Raw genomic sequence first — 24,753 nt, forward strand, 5'->3', positions numbered from 1 at the left:
CGTTCTTGGGTCAAGAGTTGACTGCTGGAGAATGACGACATGGCTACCACGGCGAAAGTCGATTTCGAAGTTCCGGTTCTGGTTCTCGGTCCGCGACCTCGTGAGCCGTATGTCCACACTTACGGCAAGGTCATCGGTTTGAGTCCCGTTGTCGCTCGCTTGGCGTTGAGTTCGACCGAAGGCCCGGTCCGGATCACCGTCGACACGCTGGATGTGGACCCGGGAATTCCCGCTCTCGATGATTGGGAGACGATCGAAGAAGGCACGCTCGAGAGCGTTGTTGCTGGTCTGCCACCACTTCGATTGACAGGCGAACGGGTCCACGAGTTCGGATTCCTCGAGCGCCTACCGATTGGCCTCTACCGCATCCGAGCCTCGGTGCGCGGCCGGGACTTTGATCAAGCCGACCCTGAAGCTTTCATCCAGATCTGGCCCGTCGCGGAATTCGAGCCGATTCATCTCTTCAAGTCAGGCGACAAGGTCGAAGTACGGGACGTCTACAGCGATGACAGGCACCTCACGATCCCCCCACGACCAGGAGGCGTGCAACAGAAAGCGACTGAGGGTATCCACGCTCACAGCGTGACCGAACCAACATCAGTGCGCCGGCAATGGGAACGGATCGCCGCCTGGTTTTCCGAGAACGGATTTCCGCAAGCACTGGATGCGTTCGCGCCCGGCGCCGCGCAATCGGAAATCGACCGGGTCGAGGCACTGAGCGGAATCGCGTGGCCAACCGAATTGAAAGACCTCTACTCGGTCCAGAACGGCTTCGCCCCCGGCGCCTGGATGCAGTTCCTTCCCCAACACGACATGCTCAATCTGGACGAGCTGTTGGCCAATCACCGCAGAGCCCCGGCGGTGTACGAGCTGCCAGATGTCCCGGAGAGTGTTCCCTCATTGTCGGACCGTACTCAGCCGGCAGGAACCTCGATCGGAAAGTTTCTTCCGGACTACATAACCTTCGCCTGCCGCGACGGATACGAATTATTCTGCGACACAAGGCAAGGGGAGCTGACAGGCTGTGTGACCGAGTATGCCCGTGAGAACGCGGACGCCGCCGAACCTCAGTGGACTTCGATCAGCGCGTTGCTCGCCGATCTCGTAGATTCCCTGGAAACGGGTCGGCCTTTCGGTGGTGGCTGGGTAGCGGGACTCGGTGATGGCGGACTTTCCTGGCGGTACGCACCCGCGTAGCGTGTGCGGCCACTTCAGGCAGCAGCGGTGCGAGCCTGTTCCGCGCGCCACCACGCTACGGTCTCTTCGGCGGCCTGATCGAGCGGCGTCGGCGAGAGTCCGAGCAGCACTTCGCTGGCGCTCGAGTCCATGACAAACGGCTTGGTGAACTGGTAGTTCATCTCCGCGAGTTCGCGGCTGTCGGTGTTGATCTTGCCGACGGCGTCGAGCACCCAGGCGGGCAGGACACCCACCTTGGCGGGGGACGCCCCGGCGGCTCGAGCGAAGGCCTCGGCGATCTTGCGCTGAGTGAGCGCGGGGCCGGTGGGTGCGTGGATGACGGAGTTCCAGAGTTCGGGGTTGTGTGCTGCTGCGATCATCGCCGCCGCGAGATCGGGGATGTAGGTGAAGGAGTGCGGCTGGTCTGCGGAACCGATGACACGAATCTTCTTACCTGCCATGACCTTCGGAACCATGCGCTCGCCGGCGTGGGCGGTGCGGACGCGGGGACCGAAGAAGTCCGAGGCCACGACGCTGACGGTGGGTGTTGCGGAGGCCTCGCGGGCACGCAGCAGCGCGGTGCGCACTCCGCGCTTGCCGCCGGTGGCGTTGCGTCGATCGGATTCGGTCATCAGGGTGTCGGAGTTGTAGGCGTAGAGGCTTTCGGGGAAGACCACGACGGCTCCGATGGATGCGGCTGCGTCGAGCACAACCTTCTCGGCCGCCGGGAGTTCCCGCTCCCAATCGGCTGCGTTGTAGGCGGCGTGGATGCAGTGGTAGATGGCCGTGGCGCCCGCGCTGACCGAGCGCAGGGCCTCGGAATCCGAGACGTCGACGCGTCGGCGGTCGATCAGCGGGTGCTCGGGCCCGCTGCCGGACCTGGTCAGGAGCCGGACGTTGATTCCCTGCTCGGCGAGCTGTAGCGCGACGGCGGATCCGACGGGTCCTGCTCCGGTGACGATTTCGAGGTTCGACATGGTGTGCTCCTTCTCGTTTCGGGTGAACTGAGAGCACTGCTCTCGTTTTCAAGAATGCACCCGCGCCTCAGTGCTGTCAAGAGCGGTGCTCTCTTTTGTTGATAGTGCTCTCGGTCATGGGGCAAGATGGACTCATGGTTGGGACTCCCCGAGAGCGGGCGCGCGAACAGACGCTGCAGGACATCACCCGGATCGGGCGCGAGCATCTTGCTGCCGTCGGCGCCGCCGCGTTGTCCTTGAGGGCCGTCGCGCGTGATCTGGGAGTCGTGTCCTCAGCGGTGTACCGCTACGTCGCCAGTCGTGACGAACTGCTGACCTTGCTGGTGGTGGACGGGTACACGGAACTGGGCGCGGAAGTGGACTCCGCCGTGAATGCCGTTGCAGCAGAAGATTTTCGCGGACAGTTCATTGCTCTCGGACGTGCCGTCCGGAGTTGGGCGATCCGGGAGCCGGCTCGATACGGTCTGCTGTTCGGCAGCCCCGTCCCCGGTTACGACGCTCCGGGCGAGCAGACCACCGGCCCTGGCACCCTCGTCGTGACCCGGCTGATCAGGATCATCGACGCCGCCCATCGCGCAGGTGCACTCACGGTGCGAGAGGGCCCGGACCTGAGTGACACGCTGGCAACGGACCTCGAGGGGGTGCGGAAAGAACTGGGCACCGACCTGCCGCCGGATGCTGCGGTGCGCGCAACTCTCGTCTGGGTATCGCTGTTCGGTTCGGTGAACTTCGAGGTGTTCGGGCAGTACGGAAGCGATACCTTCACCGATGCGAGTGAGATTTTCGAGCGGCATCTGGCACTACTTGCCGATGTGGCGGGTCTGACCTGAACACGCCTGTGTCTCGTTCCCCCGCACGCAGTTGTCGGTGAGATGATGTCTTTGTGGCGCACGCAGAAGAACCCGAGGATCGAATGGCCTGGATAGAACCGGAGGTTCGTCCGGGCAGTTTGTTGGTGTCGTCGACCGACCTCACGGAACCTGCATTTCGCCGCACCGTCATCTACATGATCGAGCACAACGACGCCGGGAGCCTGGGCGTCATCGTCAATCGGCCGAGTGAGACGGCCGTGCAGAACGTGTTGCCGCAGTGGTCGCCGCTGACCGCGCATCCTTCGGCCCTGTACATCGGTGGACCCGTCAAGCGTGACTCGGCGCTCTGCCTGGGTATCGCTCGCAACGGTGCACGAATCGACGGCGTCGCCGGCCTGCGGCGGGTGGACGGCAAAGTTGTCATGGTGGATCTGGACTCGGACCCGGAGGTCATCGCTCCTCTGGTCGAAGGGATCCGCATTTTTGCCGGTTACTCGGGTTGGACTCTGGGGCAGCTGGATTCGGAACTCGAGCGTGAAGACTGGATGGTGATCAGCTCACTGCCGTCCGATGTGCTGACGCCGCCCCGAGTCGATGTCTGGGCACGGGTGCTACGACGCCAACCGCTCCCCGTGGCAATGCTGGCCAGCCATCCCATCGAGGTTGAACGGAACTGAGAGGTCGAACGAACTGATCTGTCGGAGGTCGATGATATTCCTGTGTCATCGTTTTCGAGAGAGGTGGCAGTAATGATCGCTGAGCGTCAGATCCAGTGCGCGGATTGTGTTTCGGATGTCGATCACTGCCACGATTCTTTGCTGCGACATGCCGACGGATCGCTCGAATGCACCGGGGTGAACTGCGTCGACCTGGCATCGAGTCGCCATGCGTTGTCCATCGATTGTGCTGAACTGCAGGGCGGTTGTGGCTGCGTCGAGGCGACCCGAGGCGAGTTGCTCGCTAGCTGACGCTCACCGGATCCCGATTCGCGAAGCGTTGCGCCATCGCAGCACAGACGATCAGTTGGATCTGATGGAAGATCATCAGCGGCAACACGATCAGGCCGACGGGCTGGCCCGCGAACAGTACAGCCGCCATCGGTAGGCCTGTCGCCAAGGACTTCTTCGACCCGCAGAAGATGATGACGATCTGATCGGGAAGGTCGAACCCGAGCTTGCGCCCCGCGAGAGTGGTCACGCCGAGAACCAGCGCGAGGATCAGGCAGCACACGATTGTGAGGATCACGATCTGCCAGATCGTGATGGTGCTCCAGATCCCCTCTTTCATGCTCTCGCTGAAGGCGGCGAAGACAACGAGGAGGATCGATCCGCGATCGACGTACTTGGTGGGCTCGGCATACTTCTGCAGCCATCCGATCACCAGCGGGCGGATCAGCTGGCCCACGATGAACGGGATCAGCAGCTGCACGACGATGTCGAGGATCGACGAGAAGTCGACCGTCGCCTGGCCCGTTGTATTCATCAGCAGAACCACCAGCAACGGGGTGACGAAGACGCCGATCAGGTTGGAGAACGACGCACTGACAATCGCGCCGGCGACGTTTCCCTTTGCGATCGAAGTGAACGCGATCGACGACTGAACCGTCGACGGAACGAGGCACATGTAGAGGATGCCGGTGTAGAGCTCGTCGCTGATCAGGGTCGGCGACAGGAATCGCAGCGCAAGGCCGATGAGCGGGAAGAGCACAAACGTCGCGGCAAGGACGACAGTGTGCAGTCGCCAGTGCTTGACGCCCTTCCAGGCTTCCTGCGGCGAGAGCCGTGCACCGTAGAGCAGGAACAGGAAGCCGATGGCGATCTTGGTGGCCCAGTTCAGAATGCTCTCCGCGGTACCCGATACCGGGAACACACTTCCGAGCACGCCGGCGATGATGATGCCGAGGATGAACCCGTCGATGTAGAACCTACTGAGAAACTTCACCTGGCTAAGGATAACGGCGTGCGTCGACGGGCTCTCGAGCCCCACGAAGGTTGAAGCCCATCACGGCCAGGCACAGCAGCGTCCCGACGATCGACAGTTCGATGATGGCCGTCTGCATTCCCTGGATGGTGATGGCGATACCCGCGATGATCGACGGGATCGCCAGTCCCGCGTAGCTGACGGTGAAGAATGCCGCCAGGACTCCGCCGTGGCTCTCGCGGGCGTGGATTCGGGCGGCGGCGTTGACGCGTTTCATGCCGCCGGCAAACGCCAGACCGTGCCCGGCGCCGACCACCACGGTGATGACGCCCAGCAGCGCAAGGCTGGGGACGAGGTCGACCACGAGTAGGCCGATCATTCCTAGAGCGAGGATTCCCAGGCCGGCGGTGACGGACGTCCGCGGGTCCATACGACTCCCGCCGAGCTGCGCGATCACCGAGCAGATCATGACCAGTGCAGCTGCTCCGCCGCCGAGTAGGAGGTTGTCGATGTTCAGCAGGCTGGTCATCCACGACGGGACCACCGACTGGAAGAGTCCGACTGCGCCCCACGACAGCGCGACGGCGAGCGAGCTGAGCCAGAACGTCTCTCGAATGGTGGCGGGAACATGTGGCATCTGGAAGAACCGCTTCGGGCGTGTGATGTCCCCGATCCGCGGCAGTAGTAGCAACACGATCAGTGCCGGGATGAACGCGACGAGGAAGATCAGATACGGCAACCGCAGCGGTTGCGGAAGGTACTGGGCGATCGCACCGGACACGAGTGGTCCGAGTGCACCGCCCAACGCGCCCGTCACCGTCGATACGAGCGCTGCCCGTCGATGATCGAACTTCGGTTCCTGCTCCACCAACGCGGCGCTGCCCGCCGCACTGGCCGCGCCCACCGCGATTCCCTGAGCAACGCGTCCGACGAACAACCACACCGTCGCGTCGGCGAATGCCAGAACGAGCGTGCCGACGACGCTCAGCGCGAGTGCAGTCAGAAGCACGGTGCGTCGGCCGAGGGCGTCGGACAGCGGTCCGAAGAACAGCAACGCCGGAACGAGGCCGGCGACGTAGACGCCGTAGATGAGCGTCTGGATGGTTGGCGTGAATCCGAACTCGGTCCGGTACAGCCCGTAGACGGAGGTGGGCATGTTCGCGCCCAGAAGGATCACGGTGAGGACGTAGCCCACGCCGTAGAAGTGTCGATTGGTGCGGCGTGTGCGTTCTTCGGTGGCGACAGCTGTGGCGGACGTGGGAAGCCCCTCCTGATGACAGAGTTCGAAAATACATGGGTCGTCCTACGTATCGTAGGTGAGTGGAATGATCGTCGCGAATGCTGTGAGGATGAGTAGATGACCGTTGTTCGCAAGGAGTCCGCGTACGAGCAATCCCTCGATTGGATGCGCGCGCAGATCTCCGACGGCGCCTGGACCGTCGGGAACCGTGTTCCCACCGAGCCGGAACTGATGAGTGTTCTCGGCGTGGGCCGGAACACCGTGCGCGAAGCGATCAAGACATTGACCTCGACGGGAGTCCTGGAGATCCGTCGCGGATCAGGGACCTTCGTGCGCGCTCGGACCGACATCGGCGGACTGCTCGGCAAACACGCGTCCGTGGACGAGATGAAATACGTCTTCGAAGTGCGTCGTGCGCTCGAGATGGAAGCGGTCCGGTTGGCGTGTGAGCGTCGTAGCGACGACGACGTTCGGATACTTCGTGAGCTGGCCGCCAAGCGTGACGTCCCGGCTGAGAACTTCGTCGACGTCGATCTGGCGTTTCACATTGCCGTCGTCGATGCCGCTCACAATCCGGTTCTGACCGATCTGTTTGCCGGAATCCTCGAAACGGTCCGCGCCACCTACGAGGTGACCGAAGGCGTTCATCCGCCGTCGCTGACGTCTTCGCATCATCAGGGAGTTGCCGAAGCCATCGCCGAGCGCGATGTCACCAAAGCCAGGGCGGCGGCATGCGGGTATCTCGAGAAGACTCAGGAAGCGATCGGTTCAGGTTCGGCGGTTACCGAGTCCGGGCGTCTGCCAATCGGTTGAGGGACCCGGCGATGTCTTCGGCCTTCGGTGTCGTGATCGTGAGGCGGTCGCCACCGGCGAACGTGATGACCACCGCTGGCCCGGTGCGGGTGACGACGCCGTAGTTTCGACGACCCTTGGTCTTGAGTCCCCAGCCGCCGAAATCCGCGAACGGTTTGATCTCCGCGACGTCGGCTCCGACAACTTCGTCGATGCCGTAGGTCATCGCAGCCATCCCCATGTTGATGACCCGAATTTCCCGTTCGTCGACGATCACCCGGAAGCGAACCAGGCTGACGACGAGCAGTCCGAGTGCCCCGAAGATGAACAGCGGCCAGAGTGACCGGGTCGCCAACGCCATGATGACTCCGGGCGCCAGAGTGATCGCAGTGAGTATCACCGAGCCTTTGGTGCTGAATCCGACGTCGTCGGAGATGGGGAGAGGGCAGCTGCTTCGTGGCAACCCGGCCGAGGGTTCGATCGTGGCAAGAGTGCGGACGCGGTAGTCACGCAGGAACGAGGCGCCGATCCACCCCAGCACCCCGCCGACTGCAAAGCCGACACCGATAGACCACAACGGGAGTGACGTCGTGGACGGATCGGCGACATCGAGTTGGGTGTAGAGCAAAGCGAAGTTCACTGTCGTGATGAGCCCGACCACGCTCAGCCCGACAACCAACATGAAGCGACGCATCATCAACATCGCGGGAGCAAGAGCAGCAATCGCGCTGAGACCGCCACCGAAGAGCAGTGTCAAAAGTGCAATGGTCCACGCGTTGGAAGACGGGGTGGAGAAACCATCCGGCGAGGTGGTGGTCCAGTGAGTCGCGATCTGTTCCGGGAGGCGAGGCTCCCAAATTTTTGTCAGGACGAAGCCGAAGACCGCACACAACAGCGGAACCACTAGTCCGAATACGACCCCGGCCGGGTCGACCACGCGATGTTTCACGTGAATCAATGAGCCGGCTGGCAAGCATCCTTGAGCGCGCAGGCACCGCAGGAAGCGGTGCCGCAAGCGGCAGCGTTCGCCTTGGCCTCGGGGGTCTCTGCCACCGGCTCGTCTGCGGCAGGCTCGGAGTGGCCGCCGCAGTTGCAGTCGTTACCGCATCCGCTCTGCTGTGGGAGCGCGGCGGCCGCGCGGGTGCCGATGCCTCCACCGAAACCGGCAGTGAGGACGGCGACGACGACGGCGATGATCGCGACGGCAATGCCGAAGACTCCGCCGATGGTCAGTGCTGCGACTCCGCCGATGACCAACATTCCAGCGGCCGCGAGCATGGTCGGACCGGCCACCTTGTTGGCGAGGGCGAACGACTCCTCGCTCCGCAGGGAATCCTCGGTGCGGACACCGGCCCAGCGGTTGCGCGGGAGTTTGCCGATCAGCCCGGCGACACCAACTCCACCGACGGCGACAGCGAGCACGAATAGCACCACAGCGACAACGATCACCCATACAGGATAGGCGCGAGTGGAGTTGATGGTATGCCCGGGTCGCACAGGCTCTACCCTGGTTATCGGTATTTCCGTCAGCCAAGTAGATAGCGACCACAGTGACCGAGTCTCCGCAGTCCCCCGATTCACCAGCCGACGCAACTCCGCAGCACCGCTACACCGCGGAGCTCGCCGGCCAGATCGAGCAGCACTGGCAGGACCGCTGGAGTGAGGACGGCACGTTCAACGCGCCCAATCCGGTCGGTCCGCTCTCCTCGCCCGACGGTGTTCCCGCCGACAAGCTCTTCGTTCAGGACATGTTCCCGTACCCCTCGGGTTCGGGCCTGCACGTCGGTCACCCGCTCGGATACATCGCTACGGACGTCTTCGCACGCTTCCATCGCATGCAGGGGCGCAATGTCCTGCACACCCTCGGCTACGACGCGTTCGGTCTCCCGGCCGAGCAGTACGCCGTGCAGACGGGTACCCACCCGCGGACGACCACCGAGTCCAACATCGCCAACATGAAGCGCCAGCTGCGACGCCTGGGTCTGGGGCACGACGAGCGTCGTAGCCTCGCGACGACGGACGTCGACTTCTACCACTGGACGCAGTGGATCTTCCTGCAGATCCACGGCGCGTGGTACGACAAGGCGGCCGGCAAGGCCCGTCGTATCTCCGAGCTGGAAGCCGAGTTCGATTCCGGTGAGCGCGCTCTGGAAGACGGACGCGAGTGGGCGTCGCTGACAGTCGCCGAGAAGGCAAAGGTCGTCGACTCGTACCGCCTTGTCTACCAGTCGGATTCGATGGTCAACTGGTGCCCCGGTTTGGGTACCGTGCTGGCCAACGAGGAAGTCACCGCCGACGGTCGTAGTGACCGCGGAAACTTCCCCGTGTTCCGTAAGCACCTCCAGCAGTGGATGATGCGCATCACCGCGTACTCCGATCGCCTGGTCGACGATCTCGAGTACCTGGATTGGCCGGACAAGGTCAAGGCCATGCAGCGCAACTGGATCGGACGCTCCTATGGCGCCGAAGTTACCTTTGCCGCAGGCCAGTACGGCGTCGATGTGTTCACGACGCGCCCCGACACGCTGTTCGGCGCCACCTATGTGACGCTGGCTCCTGAGCACGACTTGGTGGACAAGCTCGTCGCGGACGAGTGGCCCGAAGGTGTCGACGCACGCTGGACTGGCGGTGCCACGACGCCGGCGGAAGCTGTTGCTGCATACCGTAAGTCGATTGCCGCCAAGACCGACTTGGAGCGTCAGGAAAACAAGGAGAAGACGGGCGTCTTCCTCGGTTCCTACGCCGTCAATCCGGTCAACGGCCACAAGGTCCCGATCTTCATCGCCGACTACGTGCTGACGGGCTACGGCACCGGCGCGATCATGGCAGTTCCGGGACACGATCACCGTGACTGGGAGTTCGCGAACGCGTTCGGACTGGAAATTCTCGAAGTTATTGCCGGTGGCGATGTTTCGGAGGCTGCGTACTCCGGTGACGGCCCGCTGGTGAACTCCGACTACCTCGACGGTTTGGACGTGGCCGAGGCCAAGGCGACCGTCATCAGCCGCCTCGAGGAGAGCGGCCAGGGCAAGGGCACTATCCAGTACAAGCTGCGCGACTGGCTCTTCGCGCGTCAGCGTTACTGGGGCGAGCCTTTCCCGATCGTCTACGACGCGGACGGCAACGCACACGCCCTGCCGGATTCGGCTCTGCCCGTTGTGCTTCCGGAGGTCGAGGACTACGCACCGGTGTCCTTCGATCCGGACGACGCCAACTCCGAGCCCTCTCCCCCGCTGAACAAGGCGACCGACTGGGTCAACGTCGAGCTCGATCTCGGCGACGGTCTGCAGACCTACCACCGCGACACCAACGTCATGCCGCAGTGGGCAGGTAGCTCGTGGTACCAGCTGCGCTACATCGATCCCACCAACCAGGACGCCTTCTGCGACCCGCAGAACGAGGCGTACTGGACGGGTCCGCGTCCGGAACTGCACGGCCCCAACGATCCCGGTGGAGTCGACCTGTACGTCGGCGGCGTCGAGCATGCGGTGCTGCACCTGCTGTACTCGCGCTTCTGGCACAAGGTTCTGTTCGACCTGGGCTACGTGTCCTCGAGCGAGCCGTACCGTCGCCTCTACAACCAGGGCTACATCCAGGCATTCGCGTACACCGATGCCCGCGGCGTCTACGTGCCGGCAGAAGAGGTCGTCGAGCGTGACGGCAAGTTCTTCTACGAGGGCGCCGAGGTCAACCGCGAGTACGGCAAGATGGGCAAGAGCCTCAAGAATGCCGTTGCGCCGGACGAGATCTGCGCCGAGTTCGGTGCAGACACCTTGCGTGTGTACGAGATGTCGATGGGTCCGCTGGACACCTCGCGTCCGTGGGCGACCAAGGATGTCGTCGGCGCTGCGCGATTCCTGCAGCGAGTGTGGCGCGTCGTCATCGACGAGGAGACCGGCAAGCCCCGTGTCACCGACGAAGCGCCCGGTGAGGAAACGCTGCGTGCGCTCAACAAGGCGATTTCCGGTGTCATCGAGGATTACACCGCGCTGCGCGACAACACGGCCGCTGCGAAGCTGATCGAGTACAACAACCACCTCACCAAGGCGTTCCCGGGTGGCGCGCCCCGTGCTGCCGTCGAGCCGTTGGTGTTGATGCTCGCTCCCCTGGCGCCGCACCTCGCGGAAGAGCTGTGGTCGCGTCTTGGACACACGGAATCTCTTGCACACGGCCCCTTCCCCGCTGTCGAGGAGAAGTGGCTTGTCGAGGACACCGTCGAGTACCCGATCCAGGTCAACGGCAAGGTTCGTAGCCGCATCAGCGTGCCGGCGGATGCCGATCGCAAGGCTGTCGAGGAGATCGCCCTTGCCGACGAGAAGATCGTCGCTCTGCTCGAGGGCAACGCACCGCGCAAGGTGATCGTTGTGCCGGGCAAGATGGTGAACATAGTTCTGTAGGCGCTTCGCGCACGTGCGCCGTTTTGGTAGTTACCGCTACCGAAACGGCGCACAGTCGTATCTGGGGCTGTATCCGGGGTGCCAATCAGTCGTTGTCCTGATTGTCCCGCTCCGCGGAACATTCTGTAGCGCGCGTTCGACGCGAGGGCTGTGATGCAGGTAACACGTTGCCGTGAGTGGTAGCTGTCGTTCCACTGCACTTCCCCACAAGGCCCCGGCCGACGGTATTCGGCAGGGGGTCAATCGAATTCGCAGGTGTCCCGAAAGGATTCTTCAGCCATGGCGTCTCATGTCCACAGCGACGGTTCGTCTCCCAGTCTGCCCGAATCGACGTCGATACCGGAGCGGTGGACTCCGCGACTGGTGTTCTCGCTGGCGTCGATCGTTCTTCTTCTCGAAATGCTCGCGGTGAGCTACATGATGATTTCCACGGCACTGCCCGCCATCTCGGTGCATTATCAAACAACGCAGGGCGCTTGGCTGCTCACGTCGTTCCTGCTGCTGGGGGCGGTCGCGTCTCCGCTGCTCGGCAAGCTCGCGGACATGTACGGCAAACGAAAAGTCCTGCTCTTTGCGGTCGCCGGCGCAGCGGTCGGTTCCTTCATTTCGGCGATTGCGCCGAGCTATGCCGTCTTGATTCTGGGCCGGTCCCTGACTGGTCTGCTCGTTCCCTGCCTCTTCCTGAGCTACTCCCTCATTCGAGATGTCTTTCCGCCGAAAACCGTTGCGCTGGCTGTCAGTATTGCAACCTCCGGGATGGGCCTGATCGCTATTCCGGCGCCGTTCCTCACCGGTTGGTTGATCGACAACCACGGGTTTCGGAGCATCTTCTGGTTCTTCGTCATCGGTTTGGTTCTGCTCGGCGTCATGATCTTCGCTTCGACGTCGGAATCAGCTGTGCGACTGCGTTCTTCGCTGGATCTGATCGGTGCAGTACTGCTCGGATCGGGCATCGCCGGAATTCTGATCGGCGTCAGCTTCGGACCGACCTGGGGCTGGAAGAACGGCTCGACACTGGCCTATCTGATCGGTGGCGTCGCACTGCTGGCGGCTTGGGTTGCCTCTGCCCGAGCCATCCGTGAGCCCTTGATCGACCTGCGCTACTTCGGCAAGCGTTCGGTGATGCTCACCGCCGTCGGTGCCGGGTTCTGCTACGGCGCGTCGGGAGTCTTCACGATTTTGCTGCCGATGATGGTGATGACGCCAGCAGTTCTCGGCCTGGGATACGGATTCGGCGTGACAGCAGAGGGATTCGCGATCTTCCAGGCGCCCCTTGGCGGCATGGTGGTGGTCGGCGGCTTGATCGTGGGCTTCCTGGTCGGCCGCAACATTCGACCCCGTCTGCTGATGATCATCGGAATGATACTCATGGCAGTCGGATTCACCTTGACGGCCACCATTCACGACAACAAGCCGCTGCTCATCATCTTTGCCGGAATCTTCGGTGTCGGTATGGGTATGGGTTACGCCTCCATTCCGAACCTGCTCATCGAGGCAGTGCCGCCGCAGTTGCAGGCAACCACGGCGAGCATGGTTGCGGTCTTCCAGAGCATCTTCCCCGCAGTGCTTCCCGTCATCGCCTTCACGGTCTTGAACTCGCACATCGCGATGGCGATGGAGGGCGCTGTGTTCTACACCGACGAGGGCATGCGTATCGCGTTCCTGATCGGTGCTGCTGCAGCAGTTCTCGGTGCGATCGCAGCCGTGTTCCTGCCGCGAAACATCGTCCAGATCGGCGCAGAAGACGGCGCGGCGCAGGAGACGTCCCTCCTACCGGCTCACTGATCGGAAATGCTGCGCGTGTAGATCCGGGCTGACAGGATTGGGTGTACTGAGGAAAGGACGCCCATGACATTCGCGGATCTGGACGGCGATGAACTGTGGAGTTATCTGCAGGAGCGTTCAGGATTGCCCGGCCCGCGCGCGAACCTCGCGCTCATGCTCGAGTTCGCGCGCGGCGCCGATAACGAGGACATCCTGCAGGCGGTGGAGTCCGAAGACGAATACATCCGCTGTTGTGGGATCGTCGGGCTCGGATTCATTCTCGTTCGTTCGCGCGACGAGGCTGTTCTGGACAGTCTGACGGAGGCAACCACCAGTGCGACGTGGCGTGCACGTGAAGCTGCCGCGATGGCCGTTCAAGCGATAGGCGACACGGATCCGGAATTGTTCCGGGCGATCATCGAGCAGTGGGCACGCTCGGCCCATCCTTTGACGCTGCGCGCAGCGGCTGCCGGGATCTGCGAGCCACGGTTGCTGAAGGACAGGACCAACGCTGCGCTGGCCGTCCAGGTGTGCCGAGACGCTACCGAGTGGATCGTCTCGCAACCAGCTGATGCCCGTCGTGACGCCGACACACGTACTCTCCGGCAGGCGCTCGGATACTGCTGGAGCGTCGCGGTCGCGGCTGATCCGGAGAATGCCCTGCCGGCATTCGTCTCCCTGGAGGCGTCGGACGACGCCGATGTCGTCTGGATCGTCCGGGAGAACCGGAAGAAGGCTCGCCTGCGCAAGGTGCTCGAAACCTGACTCGCGGACGGGAGACGTAGGTTATCCTCAGAATTAGAACCTGTTCTAACTACGAGGGGTAGACCATGGCACCGTCCGCAGAGGTAATCCGCAAGACCGTCGACGCCTACATCGAGACAGTTGCCACGGGCACTGCCGCCCAGGTTGTGGCCCTGTATGCCGAGGGTGCAACCGTTGAAGACCCGGTTGGTACCGACGTTCGCACCACCCGCGAGTCCATTCTCGAGTTCTACTCCGTGATCGAGAATTTCGACCAGGAAGCTCACCTTCAGACCCTCCGCATCGCCGGAAACGAAGCGGCATTCCACTTCTCGCTGATCACCAAGCTCGGCGAGCAGACTCTGACCATCGCACCCATCGACGTCATGACCTTCGACGACGACGGCAAGATCCTGTCGATGCGTGCATTCTGGAACCAGGAAGACATGATCACCGCCTGACATGACGGTCAAGACGAGCGATGTCGACGGATTCCGTTGGCAGATTGACGATTCCGGTTCGGGGACAGCTGTGGTTATGTGCCACGGCTTTCCCGGCCTCGGGTACAGCTATCGGCATCAGTCGACAGCGTTGACGGAAGCGGGTTTTCGGGCGATCGCACTCGACATGCCCGGTTACGGCGGCACTACCCGCCCCGAAGCGGTCGAGGACTACACCAACGATGCCGTCGCGAACCGGCTGATCGACCTACTCGACGCTCTCGGAATCGACAAAGCGGTGTTCGTCGGCCACGATTTCGGCGCGCCCGTCGCGTGGACCACCGCTCTGCGCCATCCCGATCGTGTTGCGGGGCTTGTCTCGTTGGCGGTCCCCTACGCGCCCGACAGGTTCCCCGCAAAACCCTCGACCATCTACGCCGCGATGGCGCGCAAGCATTTTCTGCACATTCACTATTTCCAGGAACCGGGTGCCGCGGAGCGCGAACTCGACGCCCGTCCACGTGAGTTTCTTCAGCGGCTCTTCCATTCCCTCTCCGGGGCTTACCGGTACCTCGACGTCTGGAAGAACCCGTCCGAAGGAAACGGCTACCTCGACGTACTGCCCGAGGCGCCTGCATTGCCGTGGTCGTGGCTCACCGAGGACGATCTGGGTGTTTATGTAAAGGCCTTTACTGCAACAGGTTTCACAGGCGGCTTGAACTGGTACCGTGCGTACGACGCCAATTGGGAACGCAGTGCGGATTTGGACGGCGCGCACGTGAACGTCCCGACGCTCTTCGTCGCGGGCGCCGAGGATCCGGTCATCGCGATGAGCGGCCCCAAGGCATTGGACCGCATGAAGGACACCGTCCCCGACCTGCGGGGTGTGCACCTTCTCGGCGGCGCGGGGCACTTCGTACAGCAGGAACGTGCTTCCGAGGTCAATGAACTTTTGATCTCTTTCCTTCGGTCGCTCTAGGCGAAATCGGGCCGAAGGTCTAGCGTTGCGCAGATGCGCACCAGGATCTTCGATCGCGGTATTCGGGTAGGTATCACCGGTGCTCTTGTTGCCGGTTCGCTTCTGGCTCTGGGTGTGTCCGGTGCCGCGGCCGCGCCGCCCTGCCCTGGATCGTCCCCCGCAATCCTCAGCGCCCAGATTCCGGGCGCGGCCCTCGAGGGTGTCACCGTGGACGGGCAGGGTCGCCTGTACACGACAGACCTGGTGAGTGGTCGAATCTTCCGCGTCGACGCGCCTGGTCAGGCCGCAGTTCCGATCGCGACGGTTCCCGGCGGTGCGGGCGCACTCGCGTGGAGCCCGGACGGTTCACTGCTGGTGGGAACCGGAGCAAACGCCGGCGTGCTGATCGGCGATCTGACGCGTGCTGCGTCGGTCGCGCGGGTGGACGTGAACTCGGGTGCCGTGACGCCGATCGCCGGTGGTCTGAGCGCTGCAAACGGCCTCGCCGTCGCGCACGACGGAACGATCTATGCCACCAACGATTTCGGTTCGTTGATCGGTAAGGTCAGTCCAGGCGGTGCCGTCGACCCGGCGTGGGCGACTTTCCCGAGTGCAAACGGCGCAGCCCTGAGCGCCGATAATCGCTGGCTCTACGTCTCGCGCACGTTCGCAAACCCGGGTGTCAGCCGCATCTCCGTCGACAATCCAGGGTATTCGGAATCGTTGGTCGATCTCGGCGGTCTCGAAACCTTCTCTGCTCCAGATGGTTTGACCCTGGACTCGCGAGATCGCGCAATCGTTCCCACGGACATCAGTGGTGAGGTGTGGCGGATCGACGGACCCGGCCAGTACTGCTCGCTCACCAGCGGACTGCAGGCGTCGAGTGTGTTGACCTACGGGCGTGGCAATTCCGGTTTCGCGAGCGGGCATCTCTACCGCGCTGGGTTCGACGGAAAGATCTTCGAGATTCCGGCGGGCTTCGATGCGGGTGCCCAGGCCGCGACACCGTAACGCGACACCGTAACGCGACACCTTCACTCGTCTTACCCACTACTGATGCCGGGACTGCCGGAATCGTCCATACTGGTCTGCATGGCGGAAACGAGTGAGATCGACGAGGCCGAAGTGGCCCTTCCCGCGATACCGCAGCCGTTGCTGACCCCGCTCACCGAAGCTGCGATCTTCCTGGTTTTCACCATCGAAGAGGGTGGTGAGCAGGCAGTTCACGACGTTCTGGCCGATATTTCCGGACTGCAACGCTCGATCGGTTTCCGGGTTCCCGCCGGTGGCTTGGCCGCCGTCGTCGGCATCGGTTCGGATGCGTGGGACCGTCTGTTCGAGGGTCCACGGCCGGCAGAATTGCATCCTTTTGTCGAGTTGACCGGTGACAAACACCACGCTCCCCGCACACCGGGCGATCTGTTGTTCCACATCCGGGCCCGTCAGATGGACCTGTGCTTCGAGTTCGCCACGGTTGTGACCAACAGGTTGGCCGGCGCCGCGTCGGTGATCGACGAGGTCCACGGGTTCAAGTATTTCGAGCAACGCGACCTCATGGGTTTTGTCGACGGCACCGAGAACCCGTCCGGGCAGGCCGCCTACGTCGCGGTCACCGTCGGTGACGAGGATCCGGACTTCGCAGGCAGCAGTTACGTCATCGTCCAGAAGTACCTCCACGACATGTCGGAGTGGAACTCACTGCCCGTCGAGGAGCAGGAGAACGTCATCGGACGCTCCAAGCTCGAAGATCTCGAGATGGACGACGACACCAAACCGGCCAACTCGCACACCGCACTCACCGTCATCGAAGACGAATCCGGTGAGCAGATCCAGATTCTGCGCGACAACATGCCGTTCGGCCACGTCGGCTCCGCTGAGATGGGTACCTATTTCATCGGTTACTCGGCGTCGCCGACGGTCACCGAGCAGATGCTGACCAACATGTTCATCGGGAATCCCGTCGGCAATTACGACCGCATTCTCGATTTCTCCACCGCCGTCACGGGAATCAATTTCTTCGTTCCGACGGCGGACTTTCTCGACGACCCCCCGGACGCGCCGACCAGGCTCGTTCCCGAAGCGACGTTCACAGCGCCCATCTCTGACGGTTCTCTCGGAATCGGCAGCCTCAAAAGGAGTGCCCAGCAATGACAAACCTGCACCGCGACCTAGCACCCATTTCGGCAGCAGCCTGGGCCGAGATCGAAGAAGAGGCGAGCCGTACCTTCAAGCGCCACGTCGCCGGTCGTCGTGTGGTGGACGTGGAGGGCCCGTCGGGTGACGATCTCGCGGCCATCCCGCTCGGACATCAGGTGCCGATCAATCCCTTGGCCGACGGCGTCATCGCACACGCTCGTCAGTCGCAGCCGGTCATCGAACTGCGGGTCCCGTTCACCGTCAGCCGTCAGGCCATCGACGACGTCGAACGCGGCGCCAAGGACTCCGACTGGCAGCCGGTCAAAGATGCCGCCAAGCAGATCGCGTTCGCCGAGGACCGCGCCATCTTCGAGGGATACCCCGCAGCCAGCATCACCGGCGTGCGGGCGAGCGGTTCCAACCCGGAATTGAAGCTCCCCATCGACGCCAAGGACTACCCGGAAGCCATCAGCCAGGCGATCACGTCGCTGCGCCTGGCCGGTGTCAACGGACCGTACTCATTGCTCCTGAACGCCGACGCGTTCACCGCGATCAACGAGACCTCCGATCACGGCTACCCCATCCGCGAGCACCTGCGACGCGTTCTCGACGGCGAGATCATCTGGGCCCCGGCCATCGACGGCGCTTTCCTGCTGTCGACGCGTGGTGGTGACTACGAACTGCATCTGGGCCAGGACCTGTCCATCGGTTACCTCTCGCACGATGCGAACTCCGTCGAGCTGTACTTCCAGGAATCGATGACGTTCCTCATGTACACCAGCGAAGCCGTTGTCTCACTTGCGTAAGAGCCTTCGAAACCTCTGATGCCAGGGCGAGCGAGGCAGTTCGCCGATGTCCTGGAGGTGGGCGACAAAAGCCTGGGCGTCCGCGTGCGAAGACGTCTTCGGCCGTCCGTCCGCCCACGCTGTGAACAACCGAAGATAGCGATCGCCGAGAGTGTGGCGCACGACCGGAAGGTGGTGCGCCACTTCTCCGGCGCGCTTTCGGAGCAGTGCCGTCGAGACAACGGCAGCATCGTCTTTGTCGAAGCCTTCGGGTAGTTCGCCGCCTGCCACCAGTGCGCGAATCAGTGCCTCTTGACGCTCACCGAGCGCGCTCATGTGCGTGACCAATCGGTGCCCGCGGTGATGCGATCGAGCCCCGATGCGTCGGCGATGGCATCGAGTTCGTCGAGCAATTCCAGTGCCGGCGGATAGTTTCCGTCACGCTCGAGCATTATCGCGGGATGGTGACCGGCGGCGGTGAACTGCGCAAGGAGTTCCAGCACGGCTTCGGGCACAGGATCGGTATGCGTGTCGTGGTATTTGCCGTCGCTGATGCTGCCACCGGCGATGTGGCAGTATGCGATTCGCTCGAGTGGTAGCCGGATCAGCTCGGCCCAGGGATCACGCCCTCGGTTGAGGGCATTGGCATAGACGTTCGCGATGTCGAGAACCAGCAGAGCCCCGGTGCGTTCGACGATCTCCGAGAGAAACTCCCCTTCGGTCAACTCGTCGTCGGGCCAGTCGAAAAGGGCGGCAACGTTTTCGACGGCAAACGGCACCGGTAGACCGTCCTGAGTCCGGGTGATGTTGCGTACCAAGGCGTCGACGGCTTCGTAGGTGCGTGGTAGTGGGAGCAGGTGCCCGGCCTCGATGCCGCCCGCCCGCACGAATGCGATGTGCTCGCTCGCCAAGGGGGCGTCCAGTAGCTGGGCTGTATGCGCAAGGTGATCGACCCGAGCCTGATCTACCGCCTCGGCCCCGCCAAGGGAGAGCGAGATTCCGTGCGGGATCACCGGAACTCCCAGCGAACCGAGGTGCGGCGGTATCTCGGTTCCGATGGATTCGGCAATGACTTCGCAGAATGCCAGGCCGTCTAGCTGCGCGATGATTCCGGATACCTCGGGACGCCAACCGATTCCCAGGCCGTACAGAGTCATTCGAGTCACCTCCCATGTGCAACTGCTAACGGCGACTATAGACGGATCAGCCGGGCAACCAGTTGGGTCCCGGACCGTTGCCTTCTTCGAAGATCAGCCACGTTTTGGTCGAGAGAACCCCGTCGAGTCCCTGGAGTTCTTCGAGAACGGTGTGGCGTAGTTCCTGGTTGTCCGGGGCTCGAACCAGCACCAGAACGTCGAAGTCGCCGCCGAGGAGGGAGAAGTGCTCGACAAACGGCAGTGCCTTCAACGACGCAGCCAGACCTCGCCACGAGTGCTGCCTGATCGAGAGCGCCACGTACGCCGAGGAGCCGAGTCCGGCCTTCTCATGGGCGATCCGCGTCGTGAATCCGGTGATGATTCCGGCGTCCTCGAGCCTTTCGATGCGGACGTAGGCGTGAGCGCGAGATATGTGCGCCTTCTCGGCCAGTGCACGCATGGAGATGCGACTGTCTGCGACCAGTTCGGCGATGATGCGGCGGTCGATCGCATCGAGAGCGTGCGGTTCGGTGGCCATCTGTCCATTCCTGCTTCGGTAGTCGAGTCGGTTGATGGACATATTGCTGCCCGAATTCTCATGATAGGCCGTTTGTCTTGAATCTTCGACGCCTTCTGCCATTACGTCGCCGAAGTGCGAATACTGATGGACACAACGTCTTCTGGAGGTAGAAGTGACTCTTGTCGAGCCCTTGGGGGAACTGCGGTACCAAAAGTTCCTGCCGGCCGATTCCGCAGTGCAGTACCTCGACCCTGCTGGAGAACTGACGCGCAGCGAGGCCCGCTACGCAAAACCGAGCGACGATCACCTGATCGAGATGTATCGAAAGATGTTCCTGGGCAGACGCTTCGACCAGCAGGCGACGGCGCTGACCAAACAGGGGCGCCTGGCCGTGTATCCGTCCTCGCGAGGGCAGGAGGCATGCCAGATCGCGGCAGCGATGAGTCTGGAGCCGAGTGACTGGCTCTTCCCCACCTATCGGGATTCGATGGCGTTGGCTGCTCGGGGTGTCGATCCGGTGCAGATTCTGAGCATGCTTGCCGGCGACTGGCACTGCGGGTACGACCCGGTAGCGCTGCGCAGTGCGCCGCAGTGCACCCCGCTGGCAACGCAATTGCTGCATGCAGCGGGGGTGGCCTACGGGGAGTCCCGACGGGGCCTGAACACCGTCGCGCTGGCGCTCTGCGGCGACGGGGCCACCAGTGAGGGTGATTTCCACGAAGCGCTGAACTTCGCCGCCGTCTTCAAGGCGCCGGTCGTCTTTCTGGTGCAGAACAACGGATTTGCGATCAGCGTGCCGTTGTCACGTCAAAGCGCAGCACCGACGTTAGCGCACAAGGGTGTCGGCTACGGGATCGGCAGCGAGCAGGTCGACGGCAACGATCCTGTTGCGATGATGGCCGTCATGGACGAGGCGGCGCGCTTCGTCCGCAGCGGAAACGGGCCGGTGATCGTCGAGGCACACACCTATCGCATCGACGCACACACCAACGCCGACGACGCCACCCGCTACCGCGACAGCGCCGAGGTGGAAAGCTGGCTAGGGCGAGACCCGTTGCCGCGTCTCGAAAAGTATCTGCGCGCACACGATCTGATCGACGACGCGTTCGTGGAATCACTGACCGCAGAGGCAGAAACCGAGGCCGCCACACTTCGCGCCGGCATGAACGTCGACCGCCCGCACGATCCGCTCGATCTGTTCCGGTACGTCTTCGCCGAGCAGACACCGCAATTGCGTGAGCAACAAGCCCAACTCGAAACCGAACTTGCCGCCGAAGCCGCTGACACAGGGGGACACTGACCATGCCCATGCTCACGATGGCTCAGGCCCTCAACACCGCGCTACGGGACTCTCTGGCTGCGGACGACAACGTTGTCGTCTTCGGTGAGGACGTCGGCACCCTGGGCGGCGTTTTCCGCGTCACCGACGGCCTCACCCGCGACTTCGGCGACGACCGATGCTTCGACACTCCCCTCGCCGAGTCCGGCATCATCGGATTCGCAATCGGCATGGCCATGGCCGGTTTTCGTCCGGTCGTGGAAATGCAGTTCGACGCGTTTGCCTATCCGGCATTCGAGCAGATCGCCTCCCACGTCGCAAAGTTCCGCAACCGTACCAAGGGTGCACTGTCGATTCCGATAGTCATCCGTGTTCCTTTTGCCGGCGGTATCGGCGGGGTGGAGCATCACTGTGATTCCAGCGAGGGCTACTACGCACACACGCCCGGCCTGAAGGTCGTGGCGCCATCCACGGTGGAAGATGCGTACTCACTGCTACGTTCGGCGATCGAGGACCCCGACCCGGTGATCTTCCTCGAACCCAAGAAGCTGTACTTCTCGCGAGCCGATGTCGAACTGACCGCACGGGAGCCGATCGGGCGCGCCGTCGTCCGGCGCCCCGGTCGTGACGCGACGCTCATTGCCTACGGTCCGTCCGTGGAGGTTGCACTGAAGTCCGCCGAGGCTGCTGCGGCCGAGGGCCGCGACATCGAGGTGATCGACATCCGGTCGATAGTGCCGTTCGACGACGAGACGGTCACCGCGTCGGTGCGAAAGACCGGACGCTGCATCGTCATCCAGGAAGCGCAGGGCTTTGCCGGTGTTGGTGCGGAAATTGCTGCTCGCGTGCAGGAGCGATGCTTCCACCATCTCCACGCTCCGGTGCTCAGGGTCAGCGGATTCGACATCCCCTACCCCGCGCCGAAGCTCGAGCGTCACCACCTGCCCAGCGTCGACCGGGTCCTGGACGCCGTCGACCGTCTGCAGTGGAACGACGCCCCGGACACCCGTTGGGCGGTGACGGCATGAGCAATCAGGTATTCATGCTCCCCGACCTGGGTGAAGGTCTGGCCGAGGCCGATATCGCGGAGTGGCACGTCAAGGTCGGCGACGTGGTCACCATCGATCAGATCGTCGTCGAGGTCGAGACCGCGAAAGCTGCTGTGGACGTGCCTATCCCGTTCGCCGGGACCGTCGTCGAATTACATGGCAAGGACGGCGACACCTTGAAGGTGGGCACGCCGTTGATCACTGTGAGTGGTGGCGAGAGTGTCGACGCGGTCGTTTCGGCCAACCACGAGCGTTACCGTGAAGAGGAACGCGCGGGTTCGGGCAATGTCCTGATCGGCTACGGCACCAGCGAGGATGCACCGAGACGCCGACGTCGGACTCCTTCGGCGGTACGCGTGATCTCACCAATCGTTCGTAAACTGGCCTTTGACAACGATATCGACCTCTCCTTGCTCTCCGGATCCGGTGCCGGCGGGGTGATAACGCGCGCTGACGTCGAGGCCGGGTCGAACACCGGCCCGGAGACGGAAACGTCGCACGTGAGCGACCAACGCATCCCGATCAAGGGGCTTCGCAAGGTGGTGGCCGACAAGCTGTCCACCAGCCGCCGTGAGATCCCTGACGCGACAACCTGGGTCGACGTCGACGCCACCGAACTGTTGGCGGCGCGAGCCGAGATCAACAAGTCACTGCCCGATTCCGACAAGATCAGCCTGATGGCGCTCCTGGCTCGGCTGACCATCGCGGCGTTGGCGCAGTACCCCGAACTGAACTCGTCGGTCGATACTGCTCGAGGCGAGATCGTTCGACACGCCCGCATCCACCTGGGAATTGCCGCACAGACACCGAAGGGATTGATGGTACCGGTCATTCGAAATGCGGACGCCCTGAGCACCGTCGAACTCGCACAAGCACTTCGGGTGACCACCGACCTTGCGCGCGACGGCAAACTCGAACCCGCCCGCCTGACCGGCGGCACGTTCACGCTCAACAACTACGGGGTATTCGGGGTTGACGGATCGACTCCGATCATCAATCACCCCGAGGCGGCAATTCTGGGGATCGGGCGCATCATCGACAAGCCGTGGGTGGTGAACGGCGAGTTGACCGTCCGTAAGGTCACTCAGATCTCGTTGAGCTTCGACCACCGCGTCTGTGACGGAGGCGAAGCCGGTGGATTCCTGAGGCTGTTCGGTGACTACATCGAGAACCCGATCCGCGTCCTGGGAAGGCTCTGATGACCAAGCCTCCGATGACCAAGGCTCCGATGACAACTGCAGAACAGCACATTGATGTCGTGATCCTCGGTGGAGGATCGGGCGGCTATGCCTGCGCCATCCGCGCCGCCCAACTCGGATTGTCGGTCACGCTGATCGAGGCGGACAAGGTCGGCGGAACGTGCCTGCACCGCGGATGCATCCCGACCAAGGCGCTGCTGCATTCCGCCGAGGTCGCCGACTCGGCACGCACCAGTGAGCAATTCGGAGTCCGAGCATCTTTTGACGGCATCGACATCGCGCAGGTGCACGACTACAAAAACGGGACAGTCGAGCGGCTGTACAGCGGTCTGCAAGGTTTGTTGGCGCAACACAAGATCACTATCGTCAACGGATACGGAACGTACGTCGGTGGGCGAAGCATCGACGTCGACGGAACCCGCTATACCGGAACATCACTCGTACTGGCCACCGGATCGTATCCGCGGGAACTGCCCGGCATCGAACTCGGCCGCCGGATCCTCACCAGTGACCAGGCGCTCGAACTCGACCGGGTGCCCACCAGCGCGACAGTGCTCGGTGGCGGTGTCATCGGCGTCGAGTTCGCGAGCCTCTGGCGCTCGTTCGGCGCCGAAGTCACGATCGTCGAGGCACTCCCGCGACTGATCGCCGCGGAGGACCCGTGGTCGTCGAAGCAGCTGGAGCGGGCTTACCGGAAACGCGGAATCGTCTGTAAGACAGACACAAAGATCGTTTCCGCGAAAGAAGCAGCCGATTCGGTCCGCGTCGAACTAGGCGACGGAACGATATCCGATACCGAACTACTGTTGGTCGCCGTCGGCCGCGGACCCCGCACGGGCGGTAACGGTTTCGAAGAAAACGGAATCAGCCTCGACAAGGGTTTTGTCGTTACCGACGAACGCCTCCGTACGTCCGTGGACGGTGTGTACGCGGTCGGCGACATCGTGCCCGGTCTTGCGTTGGCGCACCGAGGTTTCCAACAAGGTATCTTTGTGGCTGAACAGATCGCCGGGAAGGATCCGCTACCGGTCGCCGAACACTTGATTCCTCGCGTGACGTACTCACATCCCGAAGTTGCATCAGTCGGACTCGGCGAAGAGGCGGCGCGCACGCAGTACGGCGACATCTCCACCGTCGTCTACGACCTGGCGGGTAACGGCAAGAGTCAGATCCTGCGAACCACCGGGGGAATCAAAGTGATTCGCAGCGGAACCAGAGGTCCCGTCGTCGGCGTCCACCTGGTAGGCGACCGGGTTGGTGAACTGATCGGTGAGGCGCAGTTGGCCGTCGCCTGGGAAGCACTTCCCGATGAAGTGGGGCGTTTCATCCACGCGCACCCCAGCCAGAACGAGGCGTTGGGCGAGGCCATGCTCGCACTCGCGGGAACACCACTGCACGCGCACCGCTGAACCATGACCAGAAGAGGATC

General features: G+C 62.9%; 24 protein-coding genes. 16 read left to right on the forward strand and 8 right to left on the reverse strand.

Annotated features, from left to right (window positions below; translation table 11 throughout):
- Nucleotides 1–39: 39 nt before the first annotated feature.
- Entirely contained in the window at nt 40–1,197 is a 1,158-nt protein-coding gene (locus RE4_RS13955) for an SMI1/KNR4 family protein (protein ID WP_060938759.1), read from the forward strand.
- 14 nt (nt 1,198–1,211) lie between these two features.
- Here the strand turns inward: RE4_RS13955 and RE4_RS13960 are convergent, their stop codons facing one another.
- A complete protein-coding gene (locus RE4_RS13960) occupies nt 1,212–2,153 on the reverse strand; it encodes an NAD-dependent epimerase/dehydratase family protein (RefSeq protein ID WP_060938760.1) in 942 nt (313 codons plus the stop codon).
- A gap of 134 nt (nt 2,154–2,287) precedes the next feature.
- On the opposite strand from RE4_RS13960, the gene RE4_RS13965 reads away from it, so the two are divergent.
- Together RE4_RS13965 and RE4_RS13970 are read left to right on the forward strand one after the other, a co-directional pair.
- Nucleotides 2,288–2,983 (forward strand): TetR/AcrR family transcriptional regulator, encoded by a 696-nt coding sequence (locus tag RE4_RS13965; RefSeq protein ID WP_060938761.1) that lies wholly within the window; start codon nt 2,288–2,290, stop codon nt 2,981–2,983.
- A gap of 53 nt (nt 2,984–3,036) precedes the next feature.
- The gene (locus RE4_RS13970) at nt 3,037–3,642 is read left to right on the forward strand and encodes a YqgE/AlgH family protein (RefSeq protein WP_020909845.1); all 606 of its coding nucleotides are present in this window, start codon (nt 3,037–3,039) and stop codon (nt 3,640–3,642) included.
- A 283-nt stretch (nt 3,643–3,925) separates the two neighbouring features.
- Here the strand turns inward: RE4_RS13970 and RE4_RS13975 are convergent, their stop codons facing one another.
- Both RE4_RS13975 and RE4_RS13980 read right to left on the reverse strand, forming a co-directional pair.
- Nucleotides 3,926–4,906 (reverse strand): bile acid:sodium symporter family protein, encoded by a 981-nt coding sequence (locus RE4_RS13975; protein WP_003942582.1) that lies wholly within the window; start codon nt 4,904–4,906, stop codon nt 3,926–3,928.
- Between the two features lie 4 nt (nt 4,907–4,910).
- Nucleotides 4,911–6,080: an MFS transporter gene (locus RE4_RS13980; RefSeq protein ID WP_029256802.1), complete on the reverse strand. Its 1,170-nt coding sequence runs from the start codon at nt 6,078–6,080 to the stop codon at nt 4,911–4,913.
- Between the two features lie 162 nt (nt 6,081–6,242).
- Between RE4_RS13980 and RE4_RS13985 the strand changes: the two genes are divergently transcribed.
- Nucleotides 6,243–6,938: a FadR/GntR family transcriptional regulator gene (locus RE4_RS13985; protein ID WP_060938762.1), complete on the forward strand. Its 696-nt coding sequence runs from the start codon at nt 6,243–6,245 to the stop codon at nt 6,936–6,938.
- On the opposite strand, the gene RE4_RS13990 is transcribed toward RE4_RS13985, so the two are convergent.
- Together RE4_RS13990 and RE4_RS13995 are read right to left on the reverse strand one after the other, a co-directional pair.
- Nucleotides 6,907–7,866, reverse strand: a complete 960-nt coding sequence (locus RE4_RS13990) for a DUF1648 domain-containing protein (protein WP_238076880.1) — start codon at nt 7,864–7,866, stop codon at nt 6,907–6,909. The genes RE4_RS13985 and RE4_RS13990 overlap by 32 nt on opposite strands.
- A 5-nt stretch (nt 7,867–7,871) precedes the next feature.
- Entirely contained in the window at nt 7,872–8,366 is a 495-nt protein-coding gene (locus RE4_RS13995; protein WP_029537295.1) for an SdpI family protein, read from the reverse strand.
- 101 nt (nt 8,367–8,467) lie between these two features.
- Here RE4_RS13995 and leuS point away from each other — a divergent pair, with 101 nt between their 5' ends.
- From leuS to RE4_RS14035, 8 genes are all read left to right on the forward strand, one after another.
- Complete coding sequence (leuS, locus tag RE4_RS14000; RefSeq protein ID WP_060938764.1) at nt 8,468–11,314, forward strand: leucine--tRNA ligase; 2,847 nt, start codon at nt 8,468–8,470, stop codon at nt 11,312–11,314.
- A 279-nt stretch (nt 11,315–11,593) separates the two neighbouring features.
- The gene (locus RE4_RS14005) at nt 11,594–13,099 is read left to right on the forward strand and encodes an MFS transporter (protein ID WP_020909838.1); all 1,506 of its coding nucleotides are present in this window, start codon (nt 11,594–11,596) and stop codon (nt 13,097–13,099) included.
- 63 nt (nt 13,100–13,162) lie between these two features.
- Nucleotides 13,163–13,843, forward strand: a complete 681-nt coding sequence (locus RE4_RS14010) for a hypothetical protein (RefSeq protein ID WP_060938765.1) — start codon at nt 13,163–13,165, stop codon at nt 13,841–13,843.
- 65 nt (nt 13,844–13,908) lie between these two features.
- The gene (locus tag RE4_RS14015; protein WP_003942502.1) at nt 13,909–14,283 is read left to right on the forward strand and encodes a nuclear transport factor 2 family protein; all 375 of its coding nucleotides are present in this window, start codon (nt 13,909–13,911) and stop codon (nt 14,281–14,283) included.
- Between the two features lies 1 nt (nt 14,284).
- On the forward strand, nt 14,285–15,241 hold the full coding sequence (locus RE4_RS14020; RefSeq protein WP_060938766.1) for an alpha/beta fold hydrolase: 957 nt from the start codon (nt 14,285–14,287) through the stop codon (nt 15,239–15,241).
- Between the two features lie 33 nt (nt 15,242–15,274).
- Complete coding sequence (locus RE4_RS14025) at nt 15,275–16,231, forward strand: SMP-30/gluconolactonase/LRE family protein (protein ID WP_020971457.1); 957 nt, start codon at nt 15,275–15,277, stop codon at nt 16,229–16,231.
- Nucleotides 16,232–16,312: 81 nt separating this feature from the next.
- A complete protein-coding gene (locus RE4_RS14030) occupies nt 16,313–17,371 on the forward strand; it encodes a Dyp-type peroxidase (RefSeq protein WP_060938790.1) in 1,059 nt (352 codons plus the stop codon).
- Nucleotides 17,368–18,162: a family 1 encapsulin nanocompartment shell protein gene (locus RE4_RS14035; protein ID WP_020909834.1), complete on the forward strand. Its 795-nt coding sequence runs from the start codon at nt 17,368–17,370 to the stop codon at nt 18,160–18,162. The genes RE4_RS14030 and RE4_RS14035 overlap by 4 nt, the downstream gene beginning before the upstream one ends.
- Here the strand turns inward: RE4_RS14035 and RE4_RS14040 are convergent.
- From RE4_RS14040 to RE4_RS14050, 3 genes are read right to left on the reverse strand one after another with little or no spacing between them, the layout of a single operon-like run.
- Entirely contained in the window at nt 18,151–18,477 is a 327-nt protein-coding gene (locus RE4_RS14040; RefSeq protein ID WP_020971456.1) for an SCO6045 C-terminal-like domain-containing protein, read from the reverse strand. The genes RE4_RS14035 and RE4_RS14040 overlap by 12 nt on opposite strands.
- A complete protein-coding gene (locus RE4_RS14045) occupies nt 18,474–19,298 on the reverse strand; it encodes an MbnB/TglH/ChrH family RiPP precursor modification enzyme (protein ID WP_060938767.1) in 825 nt (274 codons plus the stop codon). Before RE4_RS14045 ends, RE4_RS14040 begins: the two co-directional genes overlap by 4 nt.
- 46 nt (nt 19,299–19,344) lie before the next feature.
- Nucleotides 19,345–19,815 carry an Lrp/AsnC family transcriptional regulator gene (locus RE4_RS14050; protein ID WP_020971454.1) on the reverse strand — a complete coding sequence of 157 codons (471 nt, stop codon included), beginning with the start codon at nt 19,813–19,815 and terminating at the stop codon, nt 19,345–19,347.
- Between the two features lie 154 nt (nt 19,816–19,969).
- Between RE4_RS14050 and pdhA the strand changes: the two genes are divergently transcribed.
- From pdhA to lpdA, 4 genes are read left to right on the forward strand one after another with little or no spacing between them, the layout of a single operon-like run.
- Entirely contained in the window at nt 19,970–21,097 is a 1,128-nt protein-coding gene (gene pdhA / locus RE4_RS14055; RefSeq protein WP_060938768.1) for a pyruvate dehydrogenase (acetyl-transferring) E1 component subunit alpha, read from the forward strand.
- 2 nt (nt 21,098–21,099) lie between these two features.
- On the forward strand, nt 21,100–22,104 hold the full coding sequence (locus RE4_RS14060; protein ID WP_060938769.1) for an alpha-ketoacid dehydrogenase subunit beta: 1,005 nt from the start codon (nt 21,100–21,102) through the stop codon (nt 22,102–22,104).
- Nucleotides 22,101–23,324, forward strand: a complete 1,224-nt coding sequence (locus RE4_RS14065; protein WP_060938770.1) for a dihydrolipoamide acetyltransferase family protein — start codon at nt 22,101–22,103, stop codon at nt 23,322–23,324. Before RE4_RS14060 ends, RE4_RS14065 begins: the two co-directional genes overlap by 4 nt.
- Nucleotides 23,324–24,733 carry a dihydrolipoyl dehydrogenase gene (lpdA, locus tag RE4_RS14070; RefSeq protein ID WP_174531767.1) on the forward strand — a complete coding sequence of 470 codons (1,410 nt, stop codon included), beginning with the start codon at nt 23,324–23,326 and terminating at the stop codon, nt 24,731–24,733. The genes RE4_RS14065 and lpdA overlap by 1 nt, the downstream gene beginning before the upstream one ends.
- The last annotated feature ends 20 nt before the right edge of the window (nt 24,734–24,753 follow it).

The organism is Rhodococcus erythropolis NBRC 15567 (genome assembly GCF_001552595.1).
In the GTDB taxonomy this organism is placed as follows: Bacteria; Actinomycetota; Actinomycetes; order Mycobacteriales; family Mycobacteriaceae; genus Rhodococcus_F; species Rhodococcus_F erythropolis.